This window comes from Amycolatopsis sp. cmx-4-61 (assembly GCF_046548775.1).
Taxonomy (GTDB): domain Bacteria; phylum Actinomycetota; class Actinomycetes; order Mycobacteriales; family Pseudonocardiaceae; genus Amycolatopsis.
Genome location: NZ_JAEBEI010000023.1, coordinates 39,882 through 65,032 on the forward strand (window position 1 = coordinate 39,882; position 25,151 = coordinate 65,032).

A 25,151-nucleotide genomic window follows, 5' to 3' on the forward strand; every position below is an offset into this window, starting at 1 on the left:
GAGTCGAGGGGGAGCTGGGGAATGTTCGGGATCATCAGGCCCTGCCGGCACCGGCTGGCGGAAGGCCTGCACGCGGACTGGATGGCGCACCTGTGCGGCCTGTGCCTCACGCTGCGCGACGAACACGGCCAGTTCGCCCGCGTGGTGACCAACTACGACGGGCTCATCATCTCGGTGCTGGTCGAGGCACAGGCACCGCGTGCGGACGGCCGGCGCGCGGCAGGGCCCTGCCCGCTGCGGGGGATGCGGACGGCGTCGGTGGCCCGCGGCGAAGGCGCCCAGCTGGCGGCGGCGGTGTCACTGGTGCTGGCCGCGGCGAAGGTCGGCGACCACGTCGAGGACGGCGACGGCGCGTTCGGCAGGCGCCCGGTGGCGGCGGCCGCCCGGCGGGTCGCGGCCCGCTGGAGTGCGCAGGGCCGGCGCACGGGCGGCCAGGTGGGCTTCGACACGACGGTGCTGACGGAAGCGGTCGAGGGCCAGGCGTCGCTGGAGTCGTCGGTCCGGCTCGGCGACTCGCCGCTGGCCGCGACGGAACCCGCGGAGCGGGCGACGGCCGCGGCGTTCGCGCGCACGGCGGAGCTGGCCGGGCGGCCGGCCAACGCGGCACCGCTGGCCGAGGCGGGCCGCCTGTTCGGCCGGGTGGCGCACCTGCTGGACGCGGTCGAAGACCACGCGGCCGACGCGGCGGCGGGGGTGTGGAACCCGTTGCTGGCCACGGGAACGGGGATGGCGGAGGCCCGCCGCCTGTGCGACGACGCGGTGCTGGGGGTGGAGCTGGCGTTGCGCGAGGCGGAGTTCGCCGAGCCGGCGCTGGTCCACGCGTTGCTGGTCCACGAGCTGCGCCAAGCGGTGCGGCGAGCGTTCGGCCACGGTCACGCCCACGCCCACGCCCACGCCCACGGCCACAGCCACGGCCACGGCCACGGCCACAGCCACGGCTCCGCCCACAGCCACGGCACGTCCCCCGGCCCCGGATCCAGCCCCGGTCACGGCCCCGGCTCCGACCCCGGCTTCGGGGAACGTCCGGCCTTCGGCCACTCCTCGGCCACGGAATGCTCCTCGCTCGAGCGTGGCTTGGACCACGGCTCGCAGCCCGGGAGCGCCTTCTCTCCCGGTGAGGGTGGGTCGGCCGCGGGAGGCCCGTCGCTCGAGCATGGCTCTTGGCCGGAGGCCGCCGCCGGGCAGCAGCCGCCGCCGGGGTGGATCGGGCCGGGACCGACCCCGCCGCAGCATCCCCACCAGCAGCCGCCCGGGTGGATCGGGCGCGGGCCGGCGCCGCAGCAGCACCCGCACCAGGTCCCGCCCGGCTGGAACGGCACTCCGCAGCCGCACGGCTTTCCGCCGCCAGGACTGGTCCCGCCGCCCGGAGCACCCGGCGGCCGCGGTCCGGGAGGCCCGACTGGCCCGGGCGGCGGGGGTCCCGGAGGTCCGGATGGCCCGGGCGGCGGTGGCCCGGGTGGACCCGGCGGCGGTGGACCAGGCGGCCCGGGAGGTCCCAAGGACCCCAAAGACCCCAATGGTCCCGGCAAACGCGGCAAGTCCGGCCCGTACGACGGCAAGGGCGGCGGCCTCTGGTACCCGAAGTTCGCCGTCCCGCCGAAGAAGCGCAACGCCTTCCTCGGCTGCGCCCTCATCCCCTACATGTGCTGCACCTGCCAGTTCTGCTGCCGCGATCCGTATCCTGGCCCCTTCAGCGGGAAACCGATCGACGCCTGGGGATGCGACTGCGACGGCAGCTGTTGCGAATGTTGCGACTGTTGCAGCTGCTGCGACTGCAGCTGCTGAGGGGAGAACCATGACCGACCCGATGGCCGACCTCCACGACCGAGGCCGCGACAACTTCGCCGGGCTCGTCGAAGGCGGGAAGGCGCGCCTCGACGCGCTCTTCGCCACCGTCCCGGCGCTGGGCGAGCTGGCCGTCGGCACCGTCTACGGCCACCTGCACGAACGCCCGGCACTCGACCCCCGCACCCGCGAAGCCGCCACGCTCGCCGCGATCGTCGCCGCCGGCATGGTCGGCCCGCCGCTGAGCGTGCACCTCCGCACCGGCCTGGCCGCCGGGCTCGCGCCGGCGGAGGTCGGCGAAGTCGTCGTCCAGACGGCCGCGTTCGCCGGGTTCCCGCGCGCGGTTTCCGCCGCCGACCAGCTGAACCGCCTCTTCGAAGGCCACGGCCTGCCGATCCCGCCGCCGCCCTCGCCGCGCGAAGTCGTCCTCGCGCACCTCGCGGCGCCGGAGGGCGAGGTCGCCGAGGTGCTGGCGGAGTTCCCACGCACCGAGGTCCAGGCGACCGGCCCCGACCGGGTACTGGTCTCGTGCTTCGGCGACGACCCCGTTCCCGGCGCGGTCCTGCACTGCGTCGCCGACGGCCGCGGTGTCACCTCCGTCACGGTGTTCCGCCCCCGCTGACCAGGCCCGACGGAAATTGTCGGTGGGTCGGCCTACTCTGGTCCACGTGGCTTTCGCAACCGAACACCCCGTGCTCGCCCAGTCCGACTTCCGGCCCGTCTCGGAGATCCCGCGGACCGGCGGCCGGTTCGAGGTGGTCAGTGACTACCAGCCCGCCGGTGACCAGCCGGCGGCCATCGACGAGCTCGAACGCCGGATCAGGGCGGGCGAGAAGGACGTCGTGCTGCTCGGCGCCACCGGCACCGGCAAGTCGGCGACGACGGCGTGGCTCATCGAGCGCGTCCAGCGGCCGACGCTGGTCATGGCCCCGAACAAGACCCTCGCCGCCCAGCTGGCGAACGAGCTGCGCGAACTCTTCCCGCACAACGCGGTCGAGTACTTCGTCAGCTACTACGACTACTACCAGCCCGAGGCGTACATCGCGCAGACGGACACCTACATCGAGAAGGACTCGTCGATCAACGACGACGTCGAGCGGCTGCGGCACTCGGCGACGATGAACCTCCTTTCGCGGCGGGACGTCATCGTGGTCGCCAGTGTGTCCTGCATCTACGGCCTGGGCACGCCGCAGTCCTACCTCGACCGGTCCTCGAAGCTCGCGGTCGGCATGCAGCTCGACCGGGACGTCTTCCTGCGGGCGCTGGTCGACGTGCAGTACACGCGCAACGACATCGCCTTCGCGCGCGGCACGTTCCGCGCGCGGGGCGACACGGTCGAGATCATCCCGGCGTACGAGGAACTCGCGATCCGCGTCGAGTTCTTCGGCGACGAGATCGAGAAGCTGTACTACCTGCACCCGCTGACCGGGGACATCGTCAAGGAGGTCGACGAGGTCCGGATCTTCCCGGCGACGCACTACGTCGCCGGCCCGGAGCGGATGGAAAAGGCGATCCAGGGGATCGAGAAGGAGCTCGAGGAGCGGCTCGCCGAGCTCGAGCGGCAGGGCAAGCTGCTGGAGGCGCAGCGGCTGCGGATGCGGACCACCTACGACATCGAGATGATGCGCCAGGTCGGGTTCTGCTCCGGCATCGAGAACTACTCGCGGCACATCGACGGCCGCGGGCCGGGCTCGGCGCCGGCGACGCTGATCGACTACTTCCCGGACGACTTCCTGCTGGTGATCGACGAGTCGCACCAGACCGTCCCGCAGATCGGCGGCATGTACGAAGGCGACATGTCGCGCAAGCGCAACCTGGTCGAGTACGGCTTCCGGCTGCCGAGCGCGGTCGACAACCGGCCGCTGACCTGGGAGGAGTTCTCCGACCGGATCGGCCAGACGGTGTACCTGTCGGCGACACCGGGGCCGTACGAGATGGGGCAGGCGGGCGGCGAGTTCGTCGAGCAGGTCATCCGGCCGACCGGCCTGGTCGACCCGAAGGTGGTCGTGAAGCCCACGGAGGGCCAGATCGACGACCTCGTGCACGAAATCCGGGAGCGGGCGGACAAGGACGAGCGCGTCCTGGTCACGACGCTGACGAAGAAGATGGCCGAGGACCTCACCGACTACCTGCTGGAGCTGGGCATCCGGGTGCGCTACCTGCACTCGGAGGTCGACACGCTGCGGCGCGTGGAGCTGCTGCGGCAGCTGCGGGCGGGCGACTTCGACGTGCTGGTCGGCATCAACCTCCTGCGCGAGGGCCTCGACCTGCCGGAGGTGTCGCTGGTGGCGATCCTCGACGCGGACAAGGAGGGCTTCCTCCGCAGCGGGACGTCCCTGATCCAGACGATCGGCCGCGCGGCGCGAAACGTCTCGGGTGAGGTCCACATGTACGCGGACAAGATCACCGACTCGATGCGGCACGCGATCGACGAGACCGACCGCCGCCGCGAAAAGCAGGTCGCCTACAACAAGGAACGGGGCGTCGACCCCCAGCCGCTGCGCAAGAAGATCGCGGACATCCTGGACCGGGTGTACAGCGAGGCCGAGGACACCGAGCAGGTTTCGGTGGGCGGCTCGGGCCGCAATTCCTCGCGCGGCAAGAAGCCCGAGCAGGGCGATCGCGTGCGGAGCTCCGGGATGCTGGTCGACAAGGACGTGTCGGCGATGCCCCGCGCCCAGCTGGCGGACCTGATCCAGCAGATGACCGACCAGATGATGCAGGCGGCACGCGACCTGCAGTTCGAGCTGGCGGCGAGGCTGCGCGACGAGATTTCGGACCTGAAGAAGGAGCTGAGGGGAATGGACGCGGCCGGCATCAAGTAGTGGCCGGGCCGGGCCGGGAGTTGCCGACGGGCCGGGGCCGGAGGTTGTCGGCGGCCGGAATCAGATTGAGAAGCCGACCTCCCGGGCAGGGCCGCCCCAGAGGCGTTGTTCGGCCATGCCGATCCAGGGGAAAAGATACGCACGGGGGGACCGGCAGCCAGACCCCGCCCTGCATCCCGATCCGAAGCCCCAACACGGCCGGTGGTACCGGGTCAAGGCACGCTTTCCCGCCTTGACGCGGTACCACCGGCCGTAGTCACAATGGGCGATCGGGATGAAGGGCCTCCCCACCGGCGGTTCACCAGGACCCATGCCCAGCCGACCATCACCCAGAGCCGAGCGGCCGCGTCACTCCGGGGCAGGAGCGTTCTCATCCGCCTGCAGCATCCCGAAAACATTCCCCTCGGTGTCCTTGCAGTACGCCAGCCACCCCACCCCCGGAACCGGGTTCTTCGGCAACGCGAGCGTCCCACCCGCCCGGTTGACCTCGCCCAGCGCCGCATCCAAGTCGCCCACGTCGATCGTGTTGACGTAACCGTGGACCGGCGCCGACGCTTCCGGCGCCGGGCCCTGGCGAGGCAGCAGCCCCCCGTCGATGCCGTCACCCTCGCCCGTGGTGATCATCCAGTACGGGACATCACCCCAGCGCTCGAACTTCCAGCCGAACACCGCCGTGTAGAACGCCACCGCGCGTTCGGGGTCGCCCGCGTGGATCTCGAAGTGGACGGGACGAGGCATGCGCGCCTCCTCAGGCCGGGCCGTCGACGTCTGGTGAGCGTACGCCCGGCCTGAGGAAAGTCACAGCTTCGTTCGAGGACTCAAGTCCGCGTCGAAGTCCGGGAACCCGGCCGGCGCGGAGCGCGCGGCCAGCGGCGAAACCGGCGGCAGGCCCGCCCAGCGCCGGACCGTCGCCGTGGCCTCCGCGGCTTGCGCCGGGGCCAGCTGGGCGATCTTCGACCCGTGGTTGCCACCCTGGACGTAGTACCGGTACGCATCACGGCTGCCGGGGCCCAGCTCGAACGGCTCCGCGCCCCACGGGTCGTTCGACCCGTACACGAACAGCAGGCGGGTGCCGCGGGTCTTGACCCAGAAGTCGATGTCCGGCATCGCCAGGTAGTCGAAGCGCGGCAGGCGGATCGACGACGGCACGAACGTCTTCGGCTGGTCCGCTCCCGGGTAGCGCAGCAGGTCGCGCAGGTAGCTGTCGTACGCCTCGGGCGAACCCAGCTGGACCGCCGCCTGGTAGTAGTACGGGATGTAGGGCGCCAGGTCCTGGTCGGAGTACGTGTTGAGGCTCTCCACCTTTTCGTACCAGGCGTAGACGTCCGCCGCGGGCGCGCCCGGGTGCGGCACCGTCGCGCAGTCGGACTGCTTCTGGTACTGCCAGAACGCGAAGTACGAGTCGATCACCGAAATCTCGAGGGACTTGTCGGCCGACCCGACGATCGAGAACGTCAGCCCGCGCTGCGCCGCGTCCGCCGCGGCGATCGCGCCCAGCTCGTCACGCCGCTTCAGCGCGTCGCGCTGGATCGCCTTCAACGCGTCCCGGCACGCCGGGTCGTTGCCCACGCGGGACAGGAACCGGTTGTAGACGTCGATCGGGTCGATGACGTCGTTCGGTGCGACGTACGGGATCGTCGCGTCGACGTCGTCGGGGAAGAACCGGCGGAAGTACGTCGCGGTCATGCCGCCCTTGCTGCCGCCGGTGGCCAGCCACTTGCCCGGGTAGACCGCCTTGAACGCCTGCACCGCGCGGTGCTCGTCCGCCGCGGCCTGCCAGATCGTCAGCTGCTTCGCCCAGTTCTCCGGCTCCGGCCGGGACGGCGTGAAGTAGCGGTACTCCATCGACAGCTGGTTGCCGTCGACGATCTGCGTCGGCTCCGCGCGGTTCGGCGAGCCGCTGACGTTGTAGCCGCTGGTGTAGGCGACCGTCGGGGCGGCGAAGTCGCGGTGCAGCAGGGTGAACCGCTGCTGGAACGTGCCCGCTTCGGGGTGCCGGTGGTCGGCCGGCTGGGTGTAGGTGAGCTTGAAGAACCGGAAGCCGGCCGGTGCCGGGTCCTCCGAGACGATCGTCAGCCCCGGGATCCGCTGCAGTTCCGCCTTGATGTCGGGCGCCGCCGCGGCCGCCGGCGCCAGGCCGGCCAGCGCGAGCAGGACCGCCCCCACCGTGAACATCTTGCGCATCGAGCACCCTCCCGGCTCACGAACCTTCCGTGGACCCTCACAGAACCGGCCGGGGTCGGCAATCGGCTGTCCGGGCGCAGAATCGGTCAGGAACCGACTTTCGGCGGGTGGCGCGGCGCCCGGGGGCGGCGTCTTCCGGGGTGCGCAGCCGCGCGCATCGTGCGAGTTGTCCGCCTGATCGGGGCCGGTTACGGTCCGGAATGGTAGGCACCGTCATCGAGCGAGGGGTCCGCCATGAAGGTTTCCGACTGCCCGACGACCCAGGTCGAGGTCCGCATCGCCGCCCGGCCGGCCGAGGTCTGGTCCTGGCTGCTGGACGTCGACCTGCCGGCCCGGTTCTCCACCGAGTTCCAGGGCGGCGGCTGGGTCGACCGCGCCGAGCCGGGCCTCGGCGCGCAGTTCCGCGGCCGCAACTCCCACCCGGTCGCCGGCGAGTGGGAGACGCTCTCGACCGTCACCGGCTACGAGCCGGGGCGGCTGTTCGCGTGGGCGGTGATGGACGTGACGAACCCGGCCGCGTCGTGGCGCTTCGAGCTCGTCCCGGACGGCGACGGCACGGTCCTGCGCCAGTGGGCCCAGATCGGCCCCGGCCCGTCCAACCTGACGGCGATCATCGGCTCGATGCCCGAGCACGAAGACGAGATCGTCGCGATGCGGCTCGGCGAGCTGCAGGCCAACATGCAGAAGACGGTCGAGGGCATCAAAGCGCTCGCCGAAAGCGGCGTGCGCGCCGGCTAACGGAGCACACGGTCCACATAGGACTTGACCGCGGCGAGCGCTTCGGCGGACTGCCACTGCCGCTCCACGTGCGGGTCGTCCGAGTGGCGGTATTCGGCGATCCGCTCGTGGAAGGGCTGCCGGATCTGGGCCTTGGTGTGGGCGAACGGCGCGGCGGGCAGGGCGCCGAGCCGGGTCGCGACGGCGACGGCCCGCTCGAGCACGTCCTCCGGCGGTGCCTGCTCGTCCGCCAGTCCGCGCGCCACGGCTTCCGCGCCGCCCCAGGTCTCCCCCGAGTAGGTGAGCGACGGCAACCGCGTCGTCCCGTAGGCGCAGCGCAGGATTTCCAGCGCGGCGAGCGGGAACGGCACCCCGACCAGCAGCTCGGTCACGCCGATGGTGCCGGCGCCCAGCACGCGGTGGTCGCACGCCGCGGCGAGCACCGCGCCGCCGGCGACGGCGTGCCCGTTCAGCGCGGCGACCACCGGACGCGGGCAGCCGAACACCGCCAGCAGCGCGTCGGACAGCAGCGGCAGGAACTCCGCGACGTACGGCGCGCCGCCCTCGTCGATCCGCTTGAGGTCGACGCCCGCGCAGAAGACGCGGCCGGTGCCGGTGAGCACGACGGCGCGGGCCTGCTCGGCCTCCTCCAGCCGCCGCACCAGCTCCCGGCACGAGTCCGTGTCGAGGGTGTTGCCGCCGCCGTGGTCGATCCGGAGCACGGCGACGTCCTGGTGGTTCTCCAGCGTGATCGGCACGAGCCCGACCGTACCGGGTTCAGCTCGTGATGTCCTTGCGCGCGAACCGCCGCCCGGCGAAGAGGAAGAACACCGTCCCGTAGATCGCCGCCGACAGCATGCCGCTCGCCAGGTTGGTCCAGTCGACGTCGGTCGAAATGAGGTCCATCCAGGAGAACGCGTAGTGCGTCGGCAGGTAGTTGCGCAGGCCCTCCAGCGCCGTGATCTGGTCGAGGATCTGCGACAGGATCGCCACCAGCACCGCGCCGCCGACCGCGCCGAGCGGGGCGTCGGTCGAGACGCTCAGCGCGAGCGCGAGCCCGGCCACCCAGGCCAGCTGCAGGATGATGTACACAGTGGACAGGGCGATGGCCAGCAGGCTGTCGCCGAAGGACACCGCGTCGCCGGTCGGGCTGATCGCGTCGCCCGCGCCGTACCAGAGCACCCCGACGCCGAGCGACACCAAGGGCAGCAGCACCAGCGCGAACGCCGACAGCAGCCCGGAGACGATCGCCTTCTGCCGCAGCACCCGCTGCCGCGGCACCGGGACCGCCAGCAGGTACTTCAGGCTCGACCACGACGCCTCGCTCGCGATGGTGTCGCCGAAGAACAGCGCGACGATCATCGGCAGCAGGAACGTCCCGGACACGAACAGCGCCAGCACGACGAAGTTCGGCGCGGACGCCGTGGCCAGGTCGACGAACCCGCCGCTGCGCCGGTTCGGGCTCGACTGCCCGAGCTGGAACGCGATCACCAGGATGAACGGCAGGAGCGCGACGAACCCGAGCAGGAACTGCGTGCGCCGCCGCTTGAGCTGGCGGCGCAGCTCGACGCCGAGCCGCAGCGTGCGCCGCGCCGAGTAGCCCTCGACGGCGCCGTCCGGCCCGACACCGGCGTGCTCGGCCGACGCGAGGTCGCTCAGCTCGTCCAGCGCGTGTGGATCGGTGTGCACACCTTCGGTGCTCATTTCGCCTCCGCGGGAGGAAGTACGTCGGCGGTCACGACTCTTCTCCGACCAGTTGCAGGAACGCGTCTTCCAGCCGGCGCCGAGGCCCGGCCTGCTCCACCGCGACACCGGCGCGCACCAGCGCGGCCACGCCCTCGGCCCGCGGCAGCTCGCCGAGGTTCGCGTGGACCAGCTCACCATCGACGTCGACGTCGGTGACCCCGCCGAGCGCCTTCAGCGCCGCCGCGGCCGCCGCCGGATCGTCGACCCGGAACGTCGCTTCGCCGCCGGCCGCGGCCAGCTCGCCGACCTCGCCCGCCGCCACCAGCGAGCCGCGGTGCATGACCACGACGTGCGTGCAGGTCTGCTCGACCTCGGCCAGCAGGTGGCTGGACACCACGACCGTGCGGCCGGTCGCGGCGTACCGCTTCAGCACCTCGCGCATCTGGTGGATCTGGGGCGGGTCGAGCCCATTGGTCGGTTCGTCGAGCACCATCAGCTCCGGCAGGCCGAGCATCGCCTGCGCGATCGCCAGCCGCTGCCGCATGCCCTGGCTGTAGGTCCGCACGCGGCGCTCGACCGCGTTGCCGAGCCCGGCGATCTCCAGCGCCTCCGCGAAGTGCGCCTTCTCCGCCGGCCGCCCGGTCGAGGCCCAGTAGAGCTCGAGGTTCGCCCGGCCGGACAGGTGCGGCAGGAAGCCCGATCCCTCGACGAACGAGCCGATCCGCGACAGCACCGGCGCGCCGGGGGCGATCTTGTGCCCGAACACGCGGATGTGGCCCGCGGTCGGCGTGATCAGGCCCATCAGCATGCGCAGCGTGGTCGTCTTGCCGGCGCCGTTGGGCCCGAGCAGGCCGAGCACCTGCCCCGGTTCGACGCGGAAGGAGAGGTCCTTCACCGCGACGAACCCGCCCGCGTACTGCTTGCGCAGCCCTTCGATGACCAGCGGGGTGCCGGCGAGCTCGGGGTCGACGTCGGTGGCGCGGCGGCGGCGCAGGGCCGCGAAGAGCACGGCGGCGAGCCCGATCGCGAGCGTCACGCCGATGCCGACCAGCTGCCCGACCGGCGCCGGGGAACCGACCGACGTCCCGGGCACGACCGGCACGGCCAGCGCGGTGCCGCCGGCCAGCCCGACGCGGAACACCGCGGGCGCGACGGGAGCGGCGAACGCCTGGTCGGTGGTGCCGACGACCAGCCGCAGCGAGTGGCCGCCCTCGATCGGCCGGACGATGCCGGGCAGCGTCACGGTGACGTCGACCGGGGTGCCGTCGGCCGGCAGCCCGCTGACCCGGAACGGCGCGATGGCGTTGGCCGGCAGGACGCGGGAGCCGTCCGGCCCGACGTCGTAGAGCTTCGCGAACAGCACCGCGTCCGGCTGCGGGTGCGCCGGGTCCGCGGCGACCTGCAGCCGCACGGTGGACGAGCCGCTGACGACGACCTGGCTGTCGAAGGCGGCGGTGGTGAACTGCGCGGCCTGGCCGGGCGGGTCGTTGCTGAACAAGGCGCCGAGCCGGGACGTGCTGCTCGCGACGCCGTTGAGCCCGGGGATCCCGCTCACCGCCGACGGGTTCGCCCCGGCCGGGCGCACCACCGGCTGCGCCGGCCCCCGCAACGCCAGCAGCCGCCGTTCGGTCGCGGGCCCGGTCAGCCCCGGGTAGGCGGCGGCGTTGACCGTGCGGACCGACGGCGTGCCGTTGGCGCGCAACGTGCCCTGGACGTCGTAGCCGAACCCGGTGCCCGGGTCGCCGCCGTCCAGCGCCGTCTTCAGGAAGTCGGCGATCTTGGCGCGCAGCTGCGGGCCGGGCTTGCCGCCGTCGTGGCCGCCGGTGTACCAGATCGTCCTGACCTTGCCGCCCGCCGCGGTGATCTGCCGGGCGTTCGCGTCGGACTGGTCGAGGCCGAACAGCGTGTCGCTCTCGCCCTGCACCAGGAGCGTCGGCACGGTGATCTTGCTCGTCACGGACGCGGGGGAAACGCGGCGCAGCAGGTCGACGCTCGCCTGGCTCGCCCGCCCGGTGGTGCCGAGTTCGGTGTAGGCGCGGCAGACCGCAGCGGTGAACCGGCCGCACGGATCGGCGGTTCCGGCGCGCGGGCCGCCCACGCCCGGCGGCGCGGCAGGCAGGGCGGCCGCCGCGGTCCCCGCGGCGCCGGTGGATCCGGTGTCGGTCTCCTGCCCCGCCTCCGGCGCTTCGGCGGACGGCGAGCCGCTCGCCGCGGCGCCCGAACCGGCCGAGAAGAAAATGCCGGCCCAGCTCTTCTTGAAGACGCCGTCGGGGGAGAAGGCCCCGGCGGCCGGGGTGCCCGGAGCCGTGGCCGCGGCGGCCGCCGCGTTCGGGACCAGACCCTGGGCCAGGTCGTTGTAGGTGATCATCGGCGCGATCGCGTCGACGCGCTTGTCCGTGCCGGCCAGCAGCAGCGACAGCGCGCCGCCGTAGGAGCCCCCGGTGACGGCGACCTTCGGGTCGCCCTTGGCGTCGAGGGTCACCTGGTGCTGGGCGACGAGCCGGTCGATCAGGCGGCTCGCGTCGGCGACCTCGCCGTCCGGGTCGTTCAGCCCGATCTTGCCGGTGCTCCTGCCGAACCCGCGCGCGGACCACGTCAGCACGACGAAACCCTTCCGCGCGAGCTCGCGGGCGTCGTCGGCGACGCTGTTCTTGTCCCCGCCGAAGCCGTGCGCGAGCAGCACCGCGGGCGCAGGCACGGTCGCGGGGAGGTAGGTGGTCGTGTCGATCTCGACCCGCTCGGCCGAGCCGGGGGCAGCGGGCAGGTCGACCATGGCGTCCTGGGCCGGCACGGCGGGTGGGGCCGTGTCGCGCGTCGCCCAGAGGACGGTCACGGCGGCGAGCACCACCACGACGGCACCGAGCGCCGTGAGCCGGGCGCGGCGGGTGCGCGGGAGCGGGAGTCGGGGCACGACGTGACCGTAGGTGAAGTTTCCTGAGAGTGCCCTCCGCGGCTCACAGTGATCACACGTTCGCCGACCACCTGGTGGACCGAAGTGACCGGAATTACAGACCCAACCCGGTGACGTGCGCGATCCCGGCTGGCTTTCGCGGAGAAGAACCGGCAAACTGGACGCGCTGTGAGGGGAGTATTCCTTCGCGGCGGTGTCGTCAGCACGGTGGCCCTGCGCCCCCGGCACCGTCGGCCGGTGGTTTCCACCGGCGGGAGAGACCTCCGGTTAGTTGCTGCTGCGCACTATCCGGAGGTTCGAGTTCCATGACTGTCCCCCTGTGGCTGTGGATCGCCACGATCGGTGGCCTGCTCGCGCTGATCGCGCTGGACCTGGTCATCGTCGATCGCAAGCCGCACGAAGTGACCACGGGGGAAGCCGCTCGCTGGGTCGTCTTCTACGTCTCGTGCGCGATCGCCTTCGGCATCGGCGTGTGGATCTTCGCCGGGCACGACCCGGGCGTCGAGTTCTTCACCGGGTACATCACCGAGTACTCGCTGAGCGTCGACAACCTGTTCATCTTCATGATCATCATGGGCTCGTTCAAGGTGCCCGCCATCCACCAGCACCGCGTGCTGCTGGTCGGCATCCTGCTCGCGCTCGCCATGCGCAGCGTCTTCATCGCCATCGGTGCCGCGCTGATCGCCCAGTTCGTCTGGGTGTTCTTCCTCTTCGGCGCGGTGCTGATCTGGACGGCGATCAGCATGCTGCGCGGCAAGGGCGAGGAAGAGGAGTACCACGAGAACGCCGTGACCCGGCAGGTCCGCCGGTTCGCCGCGGTGACCGACGACTACCACGGCCACCACTACACGGTGAAGATCAACGGCAAGCGGATGATCACGCCGATGCTGCTGGTGATCGTGGCCATCGGTTCGGCCGACCTGCTGTTCGCCGTCGACTCGATCCCGGCGATCTTCGGCATCACGCAGGAGGCGTTCCTCGTCTTCACGGCCAACGCGTTCGCGCTGATGGGCCTGCGGCAGCTGTACTTCCTGCTCGGCGGCCTGGTGACGAAGCTCGTCTACCTCAGCTACGGCCTCGCGGTGATCCTCGCCTTCATCGGGGCGAAGCTGTTCCTGCACGCGCTGCACGAGTACCACGTCGTCCCGGACTGGCTGGACATCAACAACTGGGTCTCCCTCGGCGTGATCGTCGTCGTGCTCACCGTGACCACGGTGACGAGCCTGGCGAAGGCCCGGCGCGACGAGCGCAAGCAGGTCGCCGCCTGACGTCCGGCGAAAATCGTTCGCCTCGCTAAGGATTTCGGGTACCGTCGGTGCGTGCGCCCTGCCGACATCGAAGCCCTCGTCGTCCCCGGCCGTCCCGCGCTGCGCGGGAACCTGCTGCTCACGGCGTTGAAGAGACCGGATCTGCAGGCGAACGCGACGCACAGTGCCGTGCGGCGCGTCTCGCTCGACGGCGGGGAGGCCGCGTGGACCCACGGTCCGCGCGACTCGGCCCCGGCGATTTCCCCGGACGGGCGCTGGGTGGCGTTCCTCCGCGCGGGGGAGGGGCCGGGCGCCGACGGCAGCCCGCAGCTGCACGTGATGCCCGCGGACGGCGGGGAGGCCCGCCGGCTGACGTCGCTGGCCCTCGGGGCCGGGGAACCGGTGTGGGCACCGGATTCGCGGCGGATCGCCTTCACCGCCCGCGTGCCCGAGGCCGGCCGCTACGGCACCCCGGACGCCGACGGTGAGACGCCGGAGCCGGCCGCCGAGGCCCCGCGCCGGATCACGCGGATGGACTACCGGATCGACGACGTCGGGTTCCTGCGCGACCGCATGCAGCGGCTGTTCGTCCTCGACGCGTTCGAGCCCGGGGAGCTCGAGCCGCTGACCGGCGACGGGTTCGACGCGGCCCACCCGGTGTGGACGCCGGACGGCACGCGCGTGGTCTTCACCGCACCGCCGGACTGGGGTGCGGCCGAGAGCGACCACCGCGACATCTGCGCGATCCCGGCCACGGGCGGCGAGCCCGAGGTCGTCGTGCGCGGCGCGGGGTACTCGGAGCAGCCGGCGTTCGGCGCCGACGGCACGCTGTTCTACTTCGGACAGTCCTTCGAGGAACACCACGAAGCTTCGCCGACCGGGCTTTACGCGGCGACGCCGGAATTCGGCGCCGGCCCGGTGAAGGCCCGACGGCTGACCGACGCCGAGACGGTGGACTGCGAGGCCGCGGCCGGCCCGCCGGCCCCGCGCGGGGACGAGGTGCTCGTGGCCGTCCGCAACCGTGGCGCGGTGGAGCTGCGGGCGGTCGCCGCCGACGCCGTCGAAGCCCCCTTGGCGGACCTGCCGGTGGTCTACGCGGAGCAGGCCGCGGTGCGGTCGTTCACGCTGGACGGCGCGGTGCTGGCGGCGGTGATCGCCACGCCGTCGACGTCGGGCGAGGTGGTGCTGCTCGGCGACGACGGTCCGCAGGTGCTCACCGACTACTCGAAGCCGTTGCGGGAAAAGGGTATCCGGCCGATGATCGAGCTGGAGACCACCGCGCCGGACGGCTACCCGGTGCACGGCTGGCTGGTGCTGCCCGAAGGCGAGGGCCCGCACCCGGTGCTGCGCGTGGTGCACGGCGGCCCGTTCACCCAGCAGGAGTGGGCGTTGTTCGACGAGGCGCAGGTGTACGCGTCGGCGGGCTACGCGGTGGTCGTCGGCAACCCGCGCGGGTCGGCGGGCTACGGGCAGGCACACGGGCACGCGATCACGCACGGCTTCGGCACGGTCGACGTCGACGACGTCCTGGCGCTGCTCGACAAGGCATTGGAGCGACCGGACCTGGACGCCTCCCGCGTCGGCATCATGGGCGGCTCGTACGGCGGGTTCATGACGAGCTGGCTGGCGGCCCACCACGGCGAGCGCTTCAAGGCGGCGTGGAGCGAGCGGGCGGTCAACGCGTGGGATTCGATGGTCGGCAGCTCCGACATCGGCTACTTCTTCGTCGACGCCTACATCGGCTCGTCACCGGAGGTCCAGCGCGACCGGTCGCCGCTTTCCTACGCGGCGCAGATCGAGATCCCGTTCGCGGTGGTGCACTCGGAGCAGGACTGGCGCTGCCCGCTGGAGCAGGCGGAGCGCATGTTCGTGGCCCTGCGCCGAGCGGGCGCGCCGGCCGAGATGCTGCTGTTCCCGGGCGAGGGCCACGAGCTGAGCCGGTCGGGCCGCCCGCGGCACCGGGTCCAGCGGTTCGAAGCGATCCTCGAGTGGTGGTCCCGCCACCTGTGACCGGCGGCCTGGTCTGCTTCGACGTCGACGGCACCCGCGTACCCGGCACGAGCTCGGCGCGTGGGTGGCCGCGGCGCTGGGCCAGGAGGCGGAGCAACACCGAGCCGAGGAACCCGCTCGACGCCAAGCGCTGCCACCGGTCGACGGGATCGCCGAGACGGGTGGCGTGGTGCCGGGAGCACGGCCTGTGGCCGACCCGCACCACGCCGCGGCTCCGGCCGCCCGCGCCGCCCGCGACCCACCTCGTCGACGGCCCGGACCCGCGGGCGGTCGTCCCGGTGCCGGCGGCTCAGTTGAGCAGCGTGTAGTTCAGCTCTTCGCAGACCCGGCCGAGCGGGACGTCCAGGCCCGGGTGGTCCAGCGGCAGCAGCACGTCCGGTGCGATGGGCAGCGCGGCGCCCGCCGGCGGGTCCCACAGGCAGATCGCGGGGTCGCCGGAGTCCATCGAGGAGCGGTACCAGAGGCCGTCGAGGTCGCTGAACGCCGCGCGGATCGCGCGGGCCCACGCCTGGGTCAGCTTCTTGGGCCCGCTGGAAATCTCCTGGGACGCGCCGACCCGCGTCGGCCAGAGGCCGGTGAGGTCGAGCAGGCGCAGGGTGCGCGTCGGGCGGACGACGACCAGCCGGGGCCCGCGGGTCCGGCGGTCGACCGTCGAGCTGGTCTGGAAGACCTCGGCGACCGACGTGCGCACGGTGAGGCCGAAGTAGAGGACGCCGTTGGCGGGGTCGGTGACCGGTGCACCGCCGCGGCCCGGCGACTGCTGGTCGAAGCGGCCGTGCGGGAGCGGGCCGGTGTAGCGGAACGAGTTCCACTGCTGGGGGTGGTTGCCGTGCGCGGTGAAGATCCGTACGAGCCTGGTCGCGGGCTGGACCGTCACCACGTCGTCGGCGCGGTTCAGCTGCCGGACCAGGACGGATCGGGCGGGCGGCAGCGGGAGCCGGGCCATGGGTGGGGGGTGGTCCGTCCTTGTCGGTGATCTTGCTCGGGAGGGTCCAGCCTAGAGTGGCGTGCCGAGCGTGGCGATGAGGCGGGCTACGTGGTCCGGGTCACCACCGGAGAGGAGCCATTGGCGCGGGGTCGCGGGCTGGTCGTTGATGACGAGATCGGCCTGCGGAGTGCTCATGAAGGCGGCGACGACGAGCGCGGGCTGGTCGTCGGGCAGGGCCTTCAGCACGACTTCGAGCCCGGGGAGCACGCCCGAGCCGGCGAACTGCCAGGCGGGGAGCCGCCAGCCGCCGTCCTTCCAGCCGGTCAGCCGCCCTTCCTTGAGGCGGTGCCGGATGCGGCTGTCGTCGACGCCGAGGGCCCTGGCCGCCTCGTTGACGCTGAGCGCTCCCTCGGCGAGCACGGCATGGGCGGCGACGGTGCGCGCTCTGAAGTCCGGTTCGTCCTCACGCCTCGGTGACAGGTCCAGGCCGACGTCGGCGAGCGCGGCGCGCTGATCGGCCGAAAAGTAGTGCGACGGATCCGGATTCGGTGGCGACAGTCTGCGCGCCGCGTCTTCGACGAGAGTGAGGAACTCGTTCGCGTCGACCTTCAGGCCCGCCTTGGCGAGGATGTTCTCCAGCGCTACAGACATGTAGCTCAGGTTAACCCGAAACAGCGCGCGTGTGCGGGTTCGTGCGGTTTCTTGCCCTGTCTGTGGGTGAATTCACCAGAGATCGACACTTACGGCACATCATCCAACACGTTGAGTAGGCAACTTCCGGTCAGTTTCCCTGGATCGGGGAAGCTTGTCCAGAGGCTCCCCGGGCTCGTCCCGGGCCTGTCCGCGGCTTGCCCTCGGGTTGACAGGGTCGGGGGCGGCACTTACGTTCCGGAGGAGTAAACGATTGCCGCTCCGTGCTCACGAGCCCCGGCGTTCCGGCGCCGGTGGTGGGGGACACAGGGGGTGGGGCGTGCCTGGGGGCCTGGCACGAGCCGGCCCCCCGGGCACGTCGCTCGCGTGCCCACCCTCCGGATACGCCGGTCGGCCCTTCGGGTGTCAGTCGTCCGGGTAAGTGTCAGCGGTGGGAGCTCTTCCGGACGATCAGCCGGGCCTCGAGCGTCGTCGTCGTGGTGTCGCGGCTGCTGTCCGAAATGCGCGCCAGCAGCAGCTGCGCCGCCACCCGGCCGACTTCGTACGCCGGCTGGGCGACCACCGTCAGGGGTGGGTCGATCAACGTCGTCCACGGGGCGTCGTCGAACGAAACGATGCCCACGTCGCGACCCGGGCGGAGGCCGCGGGACGACAGGGCTTCCAGCACTCCGATCGCCATCGTGCTGTTCGCGACCAGCAGCGCGTCCGGCGGCGACGGCTCGTCGAGCAGGTCCAGGGCCGCCAGCCGGGCGCCCTCGGCGCGGTACTCCCCGCGCCGGAACAGGACGTTGTCTTCGCCGACGACTTCGGTGTACCCGGCCAGGCGGTCTTCGGCCGTGCGGACGCCCGGAGGGCCGGTCAGGCAGCCGACGCGCCGGTAGCCCCCGGCGAGCAGGTGGCGCGTCGCTTCGGCGGCCGCGTGGCGGGTGTCGACCAGCACCTGATCGCCCTCCACCGCCGGCAGCGGGCGGTCGACGGCCACCAGCGGCGTGCCCTGGCGGCGCAGGCCCTCGACGTTCGTCGAGCGGCCGGTCGGCGACAGCACCACGCCGGCGACCCGCTCCTGCAGCGCGACCTCGATGTAGCGCCGCTCCTTGTCTTCGTTTTCATCGGAGTTGCAGAGCACCACCGAGTACCCGGACCGCTGCGCAAGGTCCTCGACGCCCCGCGCGATGGCCGTGAAGAACGGGTTCTCGACGTCCGAGATGATGAGAGCGAGCACCGCGGTCTCCTGGCGGCGGAGGTTCCGGGCCAGCCCGTTGGGGTGGTACCCGAGCTCGGCGGCGGCCTCCTGCACCCGCGCGGCCAATGTGGGGTCCACAGTGGACTTCCCGTTGAGCGCGCGCGACACGGTCGCCGTGGAGACGCCGGCCCTGGCGGCGACGTCGCTGATGGTGGCCACACGCCCTCCCTGATCACTCGTCGAGGGGGAGGATAGCGCTCTTGGTAGTCGTTTACCGTCCGCTTACCTTTTTGGGTGAACGCCCACTTCCGGTTGACCGCAGGGGTTACGCCGAACGGAGTCGATCACGCACGGCAACGTCCACAGTGGAGGACAAGCGGAAGTAGGCCCGCGGCGTGAGGCCGGTCAGCGCCCGGCAGTCCCGGCTGAGGTGAGCTTGGTCGGCATAGCCCGCGGCGGCGGCCAGCGCGGCGAGGGTGGCGACGCGGGGAGCCAGCGCGACGGCCCGTTGGAACCGGCTGACCCGGAGGTAGGTGGCCGGCCCGTACCCGACGGCTCGCACGAACCGCCGCCGCAGCCGCCGCTCGCCCACCGCGGCGGACGGAACCGGATCTTCGACCCGCATCGCCGCCGCATGCGGCTGACCCACGCCGCTGCGGGCGAGGACATCGGCCGCCGCATGCGGCTGACCCACGCCGCTGCGGGCAAGAACATCGGCCGCCGCAGCGGCCACCCGCGCCGCTCCTGCGTCCAACCGGGCGACCAACGCCGTCACCGCGGCATCCGGCGGCGACGAACCCGCCAGCCGCTCCGCCACCGCGCGGACCGGCGACAGGTCGCCCTCCAGCAGCCGCTCCACCACCGGCCGCTCCCACAACTCGCCCAGCGGCACCCGCCGGTCCCGCAGTTCGTCCGCCGCGACTCCCAACACCGCCGCGGCCGAACCCGGGCGGAACCGCACTCCGCGCAGCACCGCTCCGGGCCTGGTCACCGACGACCACGCCGCCGTGTCCGGGCCGGCCACGAACACCGCGTCGTCGCCCGCCACCAGGTCCACGCAGCCGTCCGGGACGATCCGCTTCGGGCCTTCCGACGCCGACCGCCACACGCACTTCACCACGCCCCGCACCGCCGGCGGTGCGGCCGCCTCCTCGTACACCCCCCGATCATGCCCCGGGGGTCCGACAAAACGGGGCAGCCACCCGTCCGGGTGAACATCGAACTTCCGGCGAAGAGCTGCTAACACGCCGTGAGGTCACGGCGAGATATAGGTCGACGCACTCGACGGAAGTGCGCGCGACGAGAGAAGACCTCTCCATGGGCGTTTCCACCGCGAACCGGCGTGACTGCGCCGGGCGGGCTCGGTCGGCCGGCAGCTTCGTCGTCGTCCTCGGGGTGCTCGCCGCCGCCTTCGCGGTGACCGCCTACGTCGTGCCCCGGTCCGCGCGCGGCCCCGCCGCCAAGGAAGGGCACCCCGTCGCACCGGCCGCGGTCCGCAGCGTCGACCACGGCATCGACCACAGCGTCGTCTACGAACTGCTCGGCGAGCACGGCGCCCGCAACGTCACCTACGCCGCCGCGGGCTCGGCGCTGGCCCAGCAGGCCGAGGTCGCGACGCCGTGGTCCGCGCGGTTCACCCGGGTCGGCCCGGCCGGCCGCACGGGGTTCTACAGCATCGCCGCCCGCAACCCCGGACCCGGCGCGCTGCGGTGCCGGATCGTCGTCGACGGCGTCGTCGTCGCCGAGAAGACCGAGACCGAACCGGACCGCCTCTTCAGCTGCGCCGTCTGAGCGGCAGGATCGGCGGCGTGAACGCCGCGATCACCTTCGGACCCGCCCTGGTGGCGGTCCTCGTCCTGCTCGCCGTCGCCGGGGCCGCCGTCGTCCAGGCCGGCGGCCTCGGCCCGGGACGCGCCGTCCTCGTCGCGGCGGTCCGGGCGGTCGCCCAGCTGGCCCTCGTGTCGCTGGTGATCACCGCCGTGCTGCGCTCGGCCCCGCTCACCGGCCTCTTCGTGCTGCTGATGTTCGGCATCGCCGCGGTGACGTCGGCGCGGCGCGTCGGCACCGGCAAGAACCTCCCGTGGACGGCCCTGGCCATCGGCGCCGGCGTCGCGCCCGTGCTGGGACTCGTCCTCGGCGCCGGTGTGGTCCCGCTCAAGCCGATCGCCGTGGTGCCGATCGCGGGCATCGTCATCGGCGGCGCCATGACCGCCACTTCGCAGGCCGGCCGGCGTGCGCTCGACGAACTCGAAGCCCGCCACGGCGAGTACGAAGCCGCGCTGGCGCTCGGGTTCCTGCCGCGCCCGGCCGCGCTCGAGATCTGCCGCCCGTCCGCCGGGCACGCGCTGATCCCCGCGCTCGACCAGACCCGCACGGTCGGCCTGGTGACGCTCCCGGGTGCCTACGTCGGCGTCCTGCTGGGTGGTGCGGGTCCGGTCCAGGCCGGGGTGACGCAGGTGCTCGTGCTGATCGGGCTGCTGGCCGCGGAGGCCGTCTCGATCCTGGTGACCGTGCAGCTCGTCGCGGCCGGGAAGCTCAGCCGAGCGGCGCAGCCAGGTGGGCGGTGTCGTTGAAGCGCCGCACGATCCAGTTGTCGCCGTGCACCACCAGGTGCGAGATCGACCCGTTGTCGGCGCCGAGGAACGCGAACCGCTCGACCGAGCGGCTGGCCTGCGCGAACACCTCGCCGACGACGCCGCCGTGGGTGAACACCGCGATCCGCTGGCCGGGGTGCGCGGCCGCGATGCGGGTGAGCGCGCCGCGCAGCCGCGCCCCGAACGCCTCGTCGGACTCCGCGCCCGGGATCACGTCCCAGCGCTGCTCGGCCCACAGCCGGTCGACGATCGGGTGGCCGTCGGCCGTGTACTTCCGGAACAGGCCGTTTTCCCAGTCGCCGAGGTGGATCTCGCGCAGGTCCGGCTCGACGACCGGGGTCAGCCCCAGCTTCTCCGCCAGCGGTGCGGCGGTCTGCACCGTGCGGCGCAACGTCGTCACGTAGATCGCGTCGATCCGCTCCCCGGCGAGCCGCTCCCCGACGCGCCGGGCGTGGTCGCGGCCGTCCGGGGCGAGGTCGGGGTCGGCCTGGCCGTCGACGAGCTCGAACGGGTCGTCGCCGCGGGCCGGCGCGGATTCGCCGTGCCGGACCAGGAAGATCTCCGTCGAGCCCGGAGGCGGGCTGAAGCGGTGCTGGCGGTATTCGATCTCCTGCTCGGGCGTGCTCATGGCCCCGACCCTAACCCAGCTGCTTGTCCACGAAACACCAGCGCCACGTCTCGCCCGGCTCGAAGCTGCGCATGACCGGATGACGGGATTCGTGGAAGTGCCGGGTCGCGTGCCGCCGGGGCGAGGAGTCGCAGCAGGCGACGTTGCCGCACTTCAGGCACATCCGCAGGTGCACCCACGTCGTGCCCTCTTCGAGGCAGGCCGCGCAGCTGTCGGCCGAGCTGGGCTCCTTGTCGACCCACTCGTGGGCCAGGTGCTTGCACGAGCCCGCCGTCGCGGCCGGGGTGCGCAGCTCGCGGCCCTCCACCTCGGGTTCTTCCTCGTCGCGGTCGAGCATCGACTCCTCGATGTCGAGCCGCTCCAGGACCCGGCGCAGGACGTCGTCGTCGGCGCTGCCGCTGGCGCGGGCCTTGAGGAACTGGTCGCGCTCGACCTCCAGCAGCGCCAGCCGCAGCCGGCGGTAGGCGTCGCTGGGCGTTTCGACCAGCGCGCTCTGCCGGCCGAGCTGCTCCCACGCCGAGTCGGCGCGGTGCTGCAGGCGGTCGCGCAGGCGCTGGATGATCTCCGGCGGGTCGTCGTCGGTCCGGATCTCCTCCAGCTTGGTCAGCGCCGCCCGCGTCATGTCGTGCAGCACGGCCGCCTCCTGCAGCGCGTCCTCCGCGGGATCCGGCCGCGGCAGGCGCAGCTTCCGGATCAGCGGCGGCAGCGTCATGCCCTGCACGGCCAGGGTGCCGGCCACCACGACGAACGCCGCGAGCACCAGCACGGCCCGCTGCGGGGTGTCCGCGGGCAACACGAACGCGGCCGCCAGCGTCACCACTCCGCGCATGCCCGCCCACGCGATGACGGCGGAGTAGCGCCACGGCCAGATCTTGGCCTTGACCTTCCCGGGCAGGAGGCGCCGTTTCGCGCGCTTCACCGTGCCGATGCCGATCAGGTACAGCACGCGGGTGAGGATGGTCGCGCCGAGCACGGCGACGCAGATCCAGGTGAGCGTGACCAGGGACAGCCCGCTGTCGCCGACCTCGGCGAGGATCCGCCGCAGCTGCAGGCCGATCAGCAGGAAGACCATGTTCTCCAGCAGGAACTGGATGGTCTGCCAGTTCAGCCGGGACGCCAGCCGGGTGGAGCCGGACAGGATCTGCGGTGCCTTGTGGCCGAGGATCAGCCCGGCGATGACGACCGCGAGCACGCCGGAGCCGTGGATCGCCTCGGCCGGGATGTAGGCGATGAACGGCACCGCGAACGACAGCGCCGTGTCGAGCACCGGCTCGTCCATCCGGGCGCGGATGAACGCGGCCACGAAGCCGACGACCAGGCCGACGACGGCCCCGCCGATGGCCGCGCGGAAGAAGTCCGCGCCGACCTGCCAGAGGCTGACCGAGCCGGCCAGCGCGGCGATCGCCGTGCGGAGGGCGACCAGCGCGGCGGCGTCGTTGAAGAGGCTCTCGCCCTCCAGCAGCCGGATCAGCTTGCGCGGCATCCCCACCCGCCGGGCGACGACGCTGGCGGCGACCGCGTCCGGCGGCGCGACGACGGCGCCGAGCGCGATACCGCCGGCCAGCGGGAGGCCCGGGATCACCGCCCAGGCGACCACGCCGACACCGAGCGCGGTGAACACGACGAGCCCGACCGACATCAGCCCGATCGCCCCGCGGTTCTTCCGGAAGTCGACCAGCGACGTCTGGATGGCCGCCGAGTACAGCAGCGGCGGCAGCAGGCCGAGCAGCACGACCTCGGGGTCGAGGTGGACCTCGGGCACGCCGGGGACGTAGGAGGCGGCGACGCCGACGACGATCAGGCACAGCGGAGCGGACCAGTCCAGCCGCCGCGCCACCGCGCTGACGACGAGGACGGCCACGACCAGCGCCACTATCTCTGCCGCTATGTGCACGGGGTAATCATTACCCGCCCGCGGCCGCGGGTGTCACCTGGCCAGCTCGGGGAGCACTTCGGCGACCAGCTGGGTGTCCATGTACTCGGTGATCTCGCGGATCCGGCCGCCCTCGAGCCGGAAGACGAAGCAGTACTCGTTGTCGTAGCGCGCCCCGGCCTTGGTGGCGACGCTGCCCTGCGTCTCGACCACGACGACGTCGTCCTCGGCGACGAAGCGGCTCGCGGTACTGGTGTAGGTGCCTTCGAACTGTTCACCCAGGGGCCCGAGCAGGTCGCGGCGGACCGAGTCCTTGCCGCGGAAGCGGCCCGACCAGCTGTTGTGCCCGCTGACCGTCCAGACGACGTCGTCGGCCAGCGCGCCGATCAGCGGCCGGATGTCGCCGGTCGCCCAGGCGTCGAAAGCCGTCTTCAGGAGCTGCTTGTTCTCGGCTGCGGTCAAGTTCCCCTCCAGGGTGTGTGCCTCAGTCAACACGCTGGAGCGCACTCCAGGGCAAGTCCCTACGCTGAGACCGTGACGACGGTGGAGATCGCGACCGGTGCGCTGCGCGGGTCCGAATGGGACGGGGTCCGGACCTTCCTCGGCGTGCCCTACGCGCAACCGCCGGTCGGGGAGCTGCGCTTCCGCGCGCCCCAGCCGCCGAAGCGGTGGTCCGGCGAGCGCGACGCCACGCAGTGGGCGCCCCGGGCACCGCAGCCCGAGCTGACCGGGCGCGGCTTCACCGGTGACGAAGACTGCCTCTACCTCAACGTCTACGCGCCCGCCGCGCCCGGGGCGTACCCCGTGCTCGTCTGGATCCACGGCGGGGGCGGTGTGCAGGGGGCGCCCCACCAGTTCGACGCGTCCGCGTACGCGCGGCGGGGCGTGGTCGTGGTGACCGTCGCCTACCGGCTCGGCGTGCTCGGCATGCTGTACCTGCCGGATGTCGCCGACGTGAACCTCTCGCTGCGTGACCAGGTCGCCGCGCTCGAGTGGGTGCGCGACCACATCGCCGCGTTCGGAGGTGACCCGGGCCGCGTCACGCTGGCTGGGCAGTCCAACGGCGGCCGCACGGTCGGGACACTGCTGGCCGTGCCCGCCACGCGGGGACTCGTCCACCAGGCGATCGTGCAGAGCGGAACCGGGGTCGGCTCGGTGGTCCACACCCCGGCCGAAGGCGCGGCCTTGGCCGAAGCGGTGCTCGCCGAACTCGGCGTTTCGCCGGCCGACCTCGCGACCCTTCCCGTGACCCGGATTCTCGAGGCCCAGCAACGGGTTTCCGCCCGCTCGGGCACCAAAGTCACCTACCGCGTGGTCGTCGGCGACGAGCTGCTTCCCCAGCGGCCGCTGGACGGCGTCCGCGAAGTCCCGCTGCTCATCGGGACGACCGCCGACGAGGAGGACCTGTTCAGCTGGCTGCAGTCGGGCGGCGCCAAGCTGCTCGGCGTCGGCTCGACGATGCTGACCGCCGCCGAGATCGAGCAGGCCGTCGAAGCGTATAACGACTTACTCGATTGGCCGGCGGACCAGATTCGCAACCGTGCGCTGACGGCGGGGGACTGGTGGATCCCCGCGATCCGCTTCGCCGAGAAGCAGCCGGCCGCGTGGATGTACCGCCTGGACTGGCGGATCGCCCCGCGCGGCAAGGGCATCGGCGCGGTGCACGGCCTCGACCTGCCGCTGGTCTTCGACGACATCCGCAACAGGAACTGGCGGTTCCTCTTCGCCGGCCGGACCTTCCCGGCCGAGCGGATGCAGGCGCTGGCGACGGAGGTGTTCGGCGCCTGGGTCCGCTTCGTCACCACCGGCGACCCGGGTTGGCCGCGCTACACGGCCGGAGACCGCGTCACGCGGATCTTCGACGACGTCTCGGCCACCGTCTCCGACCCGGACCGCGAGCAGCGCCTCCTCTGGGCATGACCGGGGGCG

At 72.4% G+C, this 25,151-nt stretch carries 21 protein-coding genes and 1 pseudogene; 10 read left to right on the forward strand and 12 right to left on the reverse strand.

Going from position 1 to position 25,151, the window contains the following annotated elements:
• Window positions 1-21: 21 nt before the first annotated feature.
• From ACLJOU_RS40180 to uvrB, 3 genes and pseudogenes are all read left to right on the forward strand, one after another.
• Window positions 22-895 (forward strand): annotated as a pseudogene (locus ACLJOU_RS40180) (DUF5685 family protein); the annotation flags it as partial.
• A 900-nt stretch (window positions 896-1,795) separates the two neighbouring features.
• Window positions 1,796-2,407, forward strand: coding sequence for a carboxymuconolactone decarboxylase family protein (locus ACLJOU_RS40185; RefSeq protein WP_410574515.1), 612 nt, complete (start codon window positions 1,796-1,798; stop codon window positions 2,405-2,407).
• A gap of 46 nt (window positions 2,408-2,453) precedes the next feature.
• Window positions 2,454-4,610, forward strand: a complete 2,157-nt coding sequence (uvrB, locus tag ACLJOU_RS40190) for an excinuclease ABC subunit UvrB (protein ID WP_410574516.1) — start codon at window positions 2,454-2,456, stop codon at window positions 4,608-4,610.
• 348 nt (window positions 4,611-4,958) lie between these two features.
• Here the strand turns inward: uvrB and ACLJOU_RS40195 are convergent, their stop codons facing one another.
• Together ACLJOU_RS40195 and ACLJOU_RS40200 are read right to left on the reverse strand one after the other, a co-directional pair.
• Window positions 4,959-5,348: a VOC family protein gene (locus ACLJOU_RS40195; RefSeq protein ID WP_410574517.1), complete on the reverse strand. Its 390-nt coding sequence runs from the start codon at window positions 5,346-5,348 to the stop codon at window positions 4,959-4,961.
• A 60-nt stretch (window positions 5,349-5,408) separates the two neighbouring features.
• On the reverse strand, window positions 5,409-6,794 hold the full coding sequence (locus ACLJOU_RS40200) for a S28 family serine protease (RefSeq protein ID WP_410574518.1): 1,386 nt from the start codon (window positions 6,792-6,794) through the stop codon (window positions 5,409-5,411).
• Between the two features lie 234 nt (window positions 6,795-7,028).
• Between ACLJOU_RS40200 and ACLJOU_RS40205 the strand changes: the two genes are divergently transcribed.
• Window positions 7,029-7,532 (forward strand): SRPBCC family protein, encoded by a 504-nt coding sequence (locus ACLJOU_RS40205; protein WP_410574519.1) that lies wholly within the window; start codon window positions 7,029-7,031, stop codon window positions 7,530-7,532.
• Here the strand turns inward: ACLJOU_RS40205 and ACLJOU_RS40210 are convergent.
• From ACLJOU_RS40210 to ACLJOU_RS40220, 3 genes are read right to left on the reverse strand one after another with little or no spacing between them, the layout of a single operon-like run.
• Window positions 7,529-8,269 (reverse strand): enoyl-CoA hydratase/isomerase family protein, encoded by a 741-nt coding sequence (locus ACLJOU_RS40210; protein WP_410574520.1) that lies wholly within the window; start codon window positions 8,267-8,269, stop codon window positions 7,529-7,531. The two genes, ACLJOU_RS40205 and ACLJOU_RS40210, sit on opposite strands and share 4 nt — an antisense overlap.
• Window positions 8,270-8,288: 19 nt before the next feature.
• A complete protein-coding gene (locus tag ACLJOU_RS40215; protein ID WP_410574521.1) occupies window positions 8,289-9,215 on the reverse strand; it encodes an ABC transporter permease in 927 nt (308 codons plus the stop codon).
• A gap of 31 nt (window positions 9,216-9,246) precedes the next feature.
• The gene (locus ACLJOU_RS40220) at window positions 9,247-12,108 is read right to left on the reverse strand and encodes an alpha/beta fold hydrolase (protein WP_410574522.1); all 2,862 of its coding nucleotides are present in this window, start codon (window positions 12,106-12,108) and stop codon (window positions 9,247-9,249) included.
• A 305-nt stretch (window positions 12,109-12,413) separates the two neighbouring features.
• Between ACLJOU_RS40220 and ACLJOU_RS40225 the strand changes: the two genes are divergently transcribed.
• From ACLJOU_RS40225 to ACLJOU_RS40235, 3 genes are read left to right on the forward strand one after another with little or no spacing between them, the layout of a single operon-like run.
• Window positions 12,414-13,376: a TerC family protein gene (locus ACLJOU_RS40225; protein ID WP_410574523.1), complete on the forward strand. Its 963-nt coding sequence runs from the start codon at window positions 12,414-12,416 to the stop codon at window positions 13,374-13,376.
• A gap of 51 nt (window positions 13,377-13,427) precedes the next feature.
• Window positions 13,428-15,365, forward strand: coding sequence for an alpha/beta fold hydrolase (locus tag ACLJOU_RS40230; protein ID WP_410574524.1), 1,938 nt, complete (start codon window positions 13,428-13,430; stop codon window positions 15,363-15,365).
• The gene (locus ACLJOU_RS40235) at window positions 15,347-15,673 is read left to right on the forward strand and encodes a hypothetical protein (protein WP_410574525.1); all 327 of its coding nucleotides are present in this window, start codon (window positions 15,347-15,349) and stop codon (window positions 15,671-15,673) included. The genes ACLJOU_RS40230 and ACLJOU_RS40235 overlap by 19 nt, the downstream gene beginning before the upstream one ends.
• On the opposite strand, the gene ACLJOU_RS40240 is transcribed toward ACLJOU_RS40235, so the two are convergent.
• The 4 genes from ACLJOU_RS40240 to ACLJOU_RS40255 all read right to left on the reverse strand — a co-directional run bounded on the left by ACLJOU_RS40240 (window position 15,655) and on the right by ACLJOU_RS40255 (window position 19,286).
• Window positions 15,655-16,311, reverse strand: coding sequence for an RES family NAD+ phosphorylase (locus ACLJOU_RS40240; protein WP_410574526.1), 657 nt, complete (start codon window positions 16,309-16,311; stop codon window positions 15,655-15,657). The two genes, ACLJOU_RS40235 and ACLJOU_RS40240, sit on opposite strands and share 19 nt — an antisense overlap.
• A gap of 51 nt (window positions 16,312-16,362) precedes the next feature.
• Window positions 16,363-16,944 (reverse strand): DNA-binding protein, encoded by a 582-nt coding sequence (locus ACLJOU_RS40245; protein ID WP_410574527.1) that lies wholly within the window; start codon window positions 16,942-16,944, stop codon window positions 16,363-16,365.
• A gap of 424 nt (window positions 16,945-17,368) precedes the next feature.
• Window positions 17,369-18,346 carry a LacI family DNA-binding transcriptional regulator gene (locus ACLJOU_RS40250; RefSeq protein ID WP_410574528.1) on the reverse strand — a complete coding sequence of 326 codons (978 nt, stop codon included), beginning with the start codon at window positions 18,344-18,346 and terminating at the stop codon, window positions 17,369-17,371.
• Window positions 18,347-18,452: 106 nt separating this feature from the next.
• The gene (locus ACLJOU_RS40255) at window positions 18,453-19,286 is read right to left on the reverse strand and encodes a helix-turn-helix domain-containing protein (RefSeq protein WP_410574529.1); all 834 of its coding nucleotides are present in this window, start codon (window positions 19,284-19,286) and stop codon (window positions 18,453-18,455) included.
• Between the two features lie 158 nt (window positions 19,287-19,444).
• On the opposite strand from ACLJOU_RS40255, the gene ACLJOU_RS40260 reads away from it, so the two are divergent.
• On the forward strand, window positions 19,445-19,918 hold the full coding sequence (locus ACLJOU_RS40260; protein ID WP_410574530.1) for an MmpS family transport accessory protein: 474 nt from the start codon (window positions 19,445-19,447) through the stop codon (window positions 19,916-19,918).
• Window positions 19,919-19,935: 17 nt separating this feature from the next.
• Entirely contained in the window at window positions 19,936-20,700 is a 765-nt protein-coding gene (locus ACLJOU_RS40265; protein WP_410574531.1) for an ABC transporter permease, read from the forward strand.
• On the opposite strand, the gene ACLJOU_RS40270 is transcribed toward ACLJOU_RS40265, so the two are convergent.
• From ACLJOU_RS40270 to ACLJOU_RS40280, 3 genes are read right to left on the reverse strand one after another with little or no spacing between them, the layout of a single operon-like run.
• Complete coding sequence (locus tag ACLJOU_RS40270) at window positions 20,663-21,349, reverse strand: histidine phosphatase family protein (protein ID WP_410574532.1); 687 nt, start codon at window positions 21,347-21,349, stop codon at window positions 20,663-20,665. The genes ACLJOU_RS40265 and ACLJOU_RS40270 overlap by 38 nt on opposite strands.
• Window positions 21,350-21,359: 10 nt before the next feature.
• On the reverse strand, window positions 21,360-23,243 hold the full coding sequence (locus ACLJOU_RS40275) for a Na+/H+ antiporter (RefSeq protein WP_410574533.1): 1,884 nt from the start codon (window positions 23,241-23,243) through the stop codon (window positions 21,360-21,362).
• A 33-nt stretch (window positions 23,244-23,276) separates the two neighbouring features.
• Window positions 23,277-23,684: a nuclear transport factor 2 family protein gene (locus ACLJOU_RS40280; protein ID WP_410574534.1), complete on the reverse strand. Its 408-nt coding sequence runs from the start codon at window positions 23,682-23,684 to the stop codon at window positions 23,277-23,279.
• Between the two features lie 72 nt (window positions 23,685-23,756).
• On the opposite strand from ACLJOU_RS40280, the gene ACLJOU_RS40285 reads away from it, so the two are divergent.
• Window positions 23,757-25,142: a carboxylesterase/lipase family protein gene (locus ACLJOU_RS40285; RefSeq protein WP_410574535.1), complete on the forward strand. Its 1,386-nt coding sequence runs from the start codon at window positions 23,757-23,759 to the stop codon at window positions 25,140-25,142.
• Window positions 25,143-25,151: the final 9 nt, after the last annotated feature.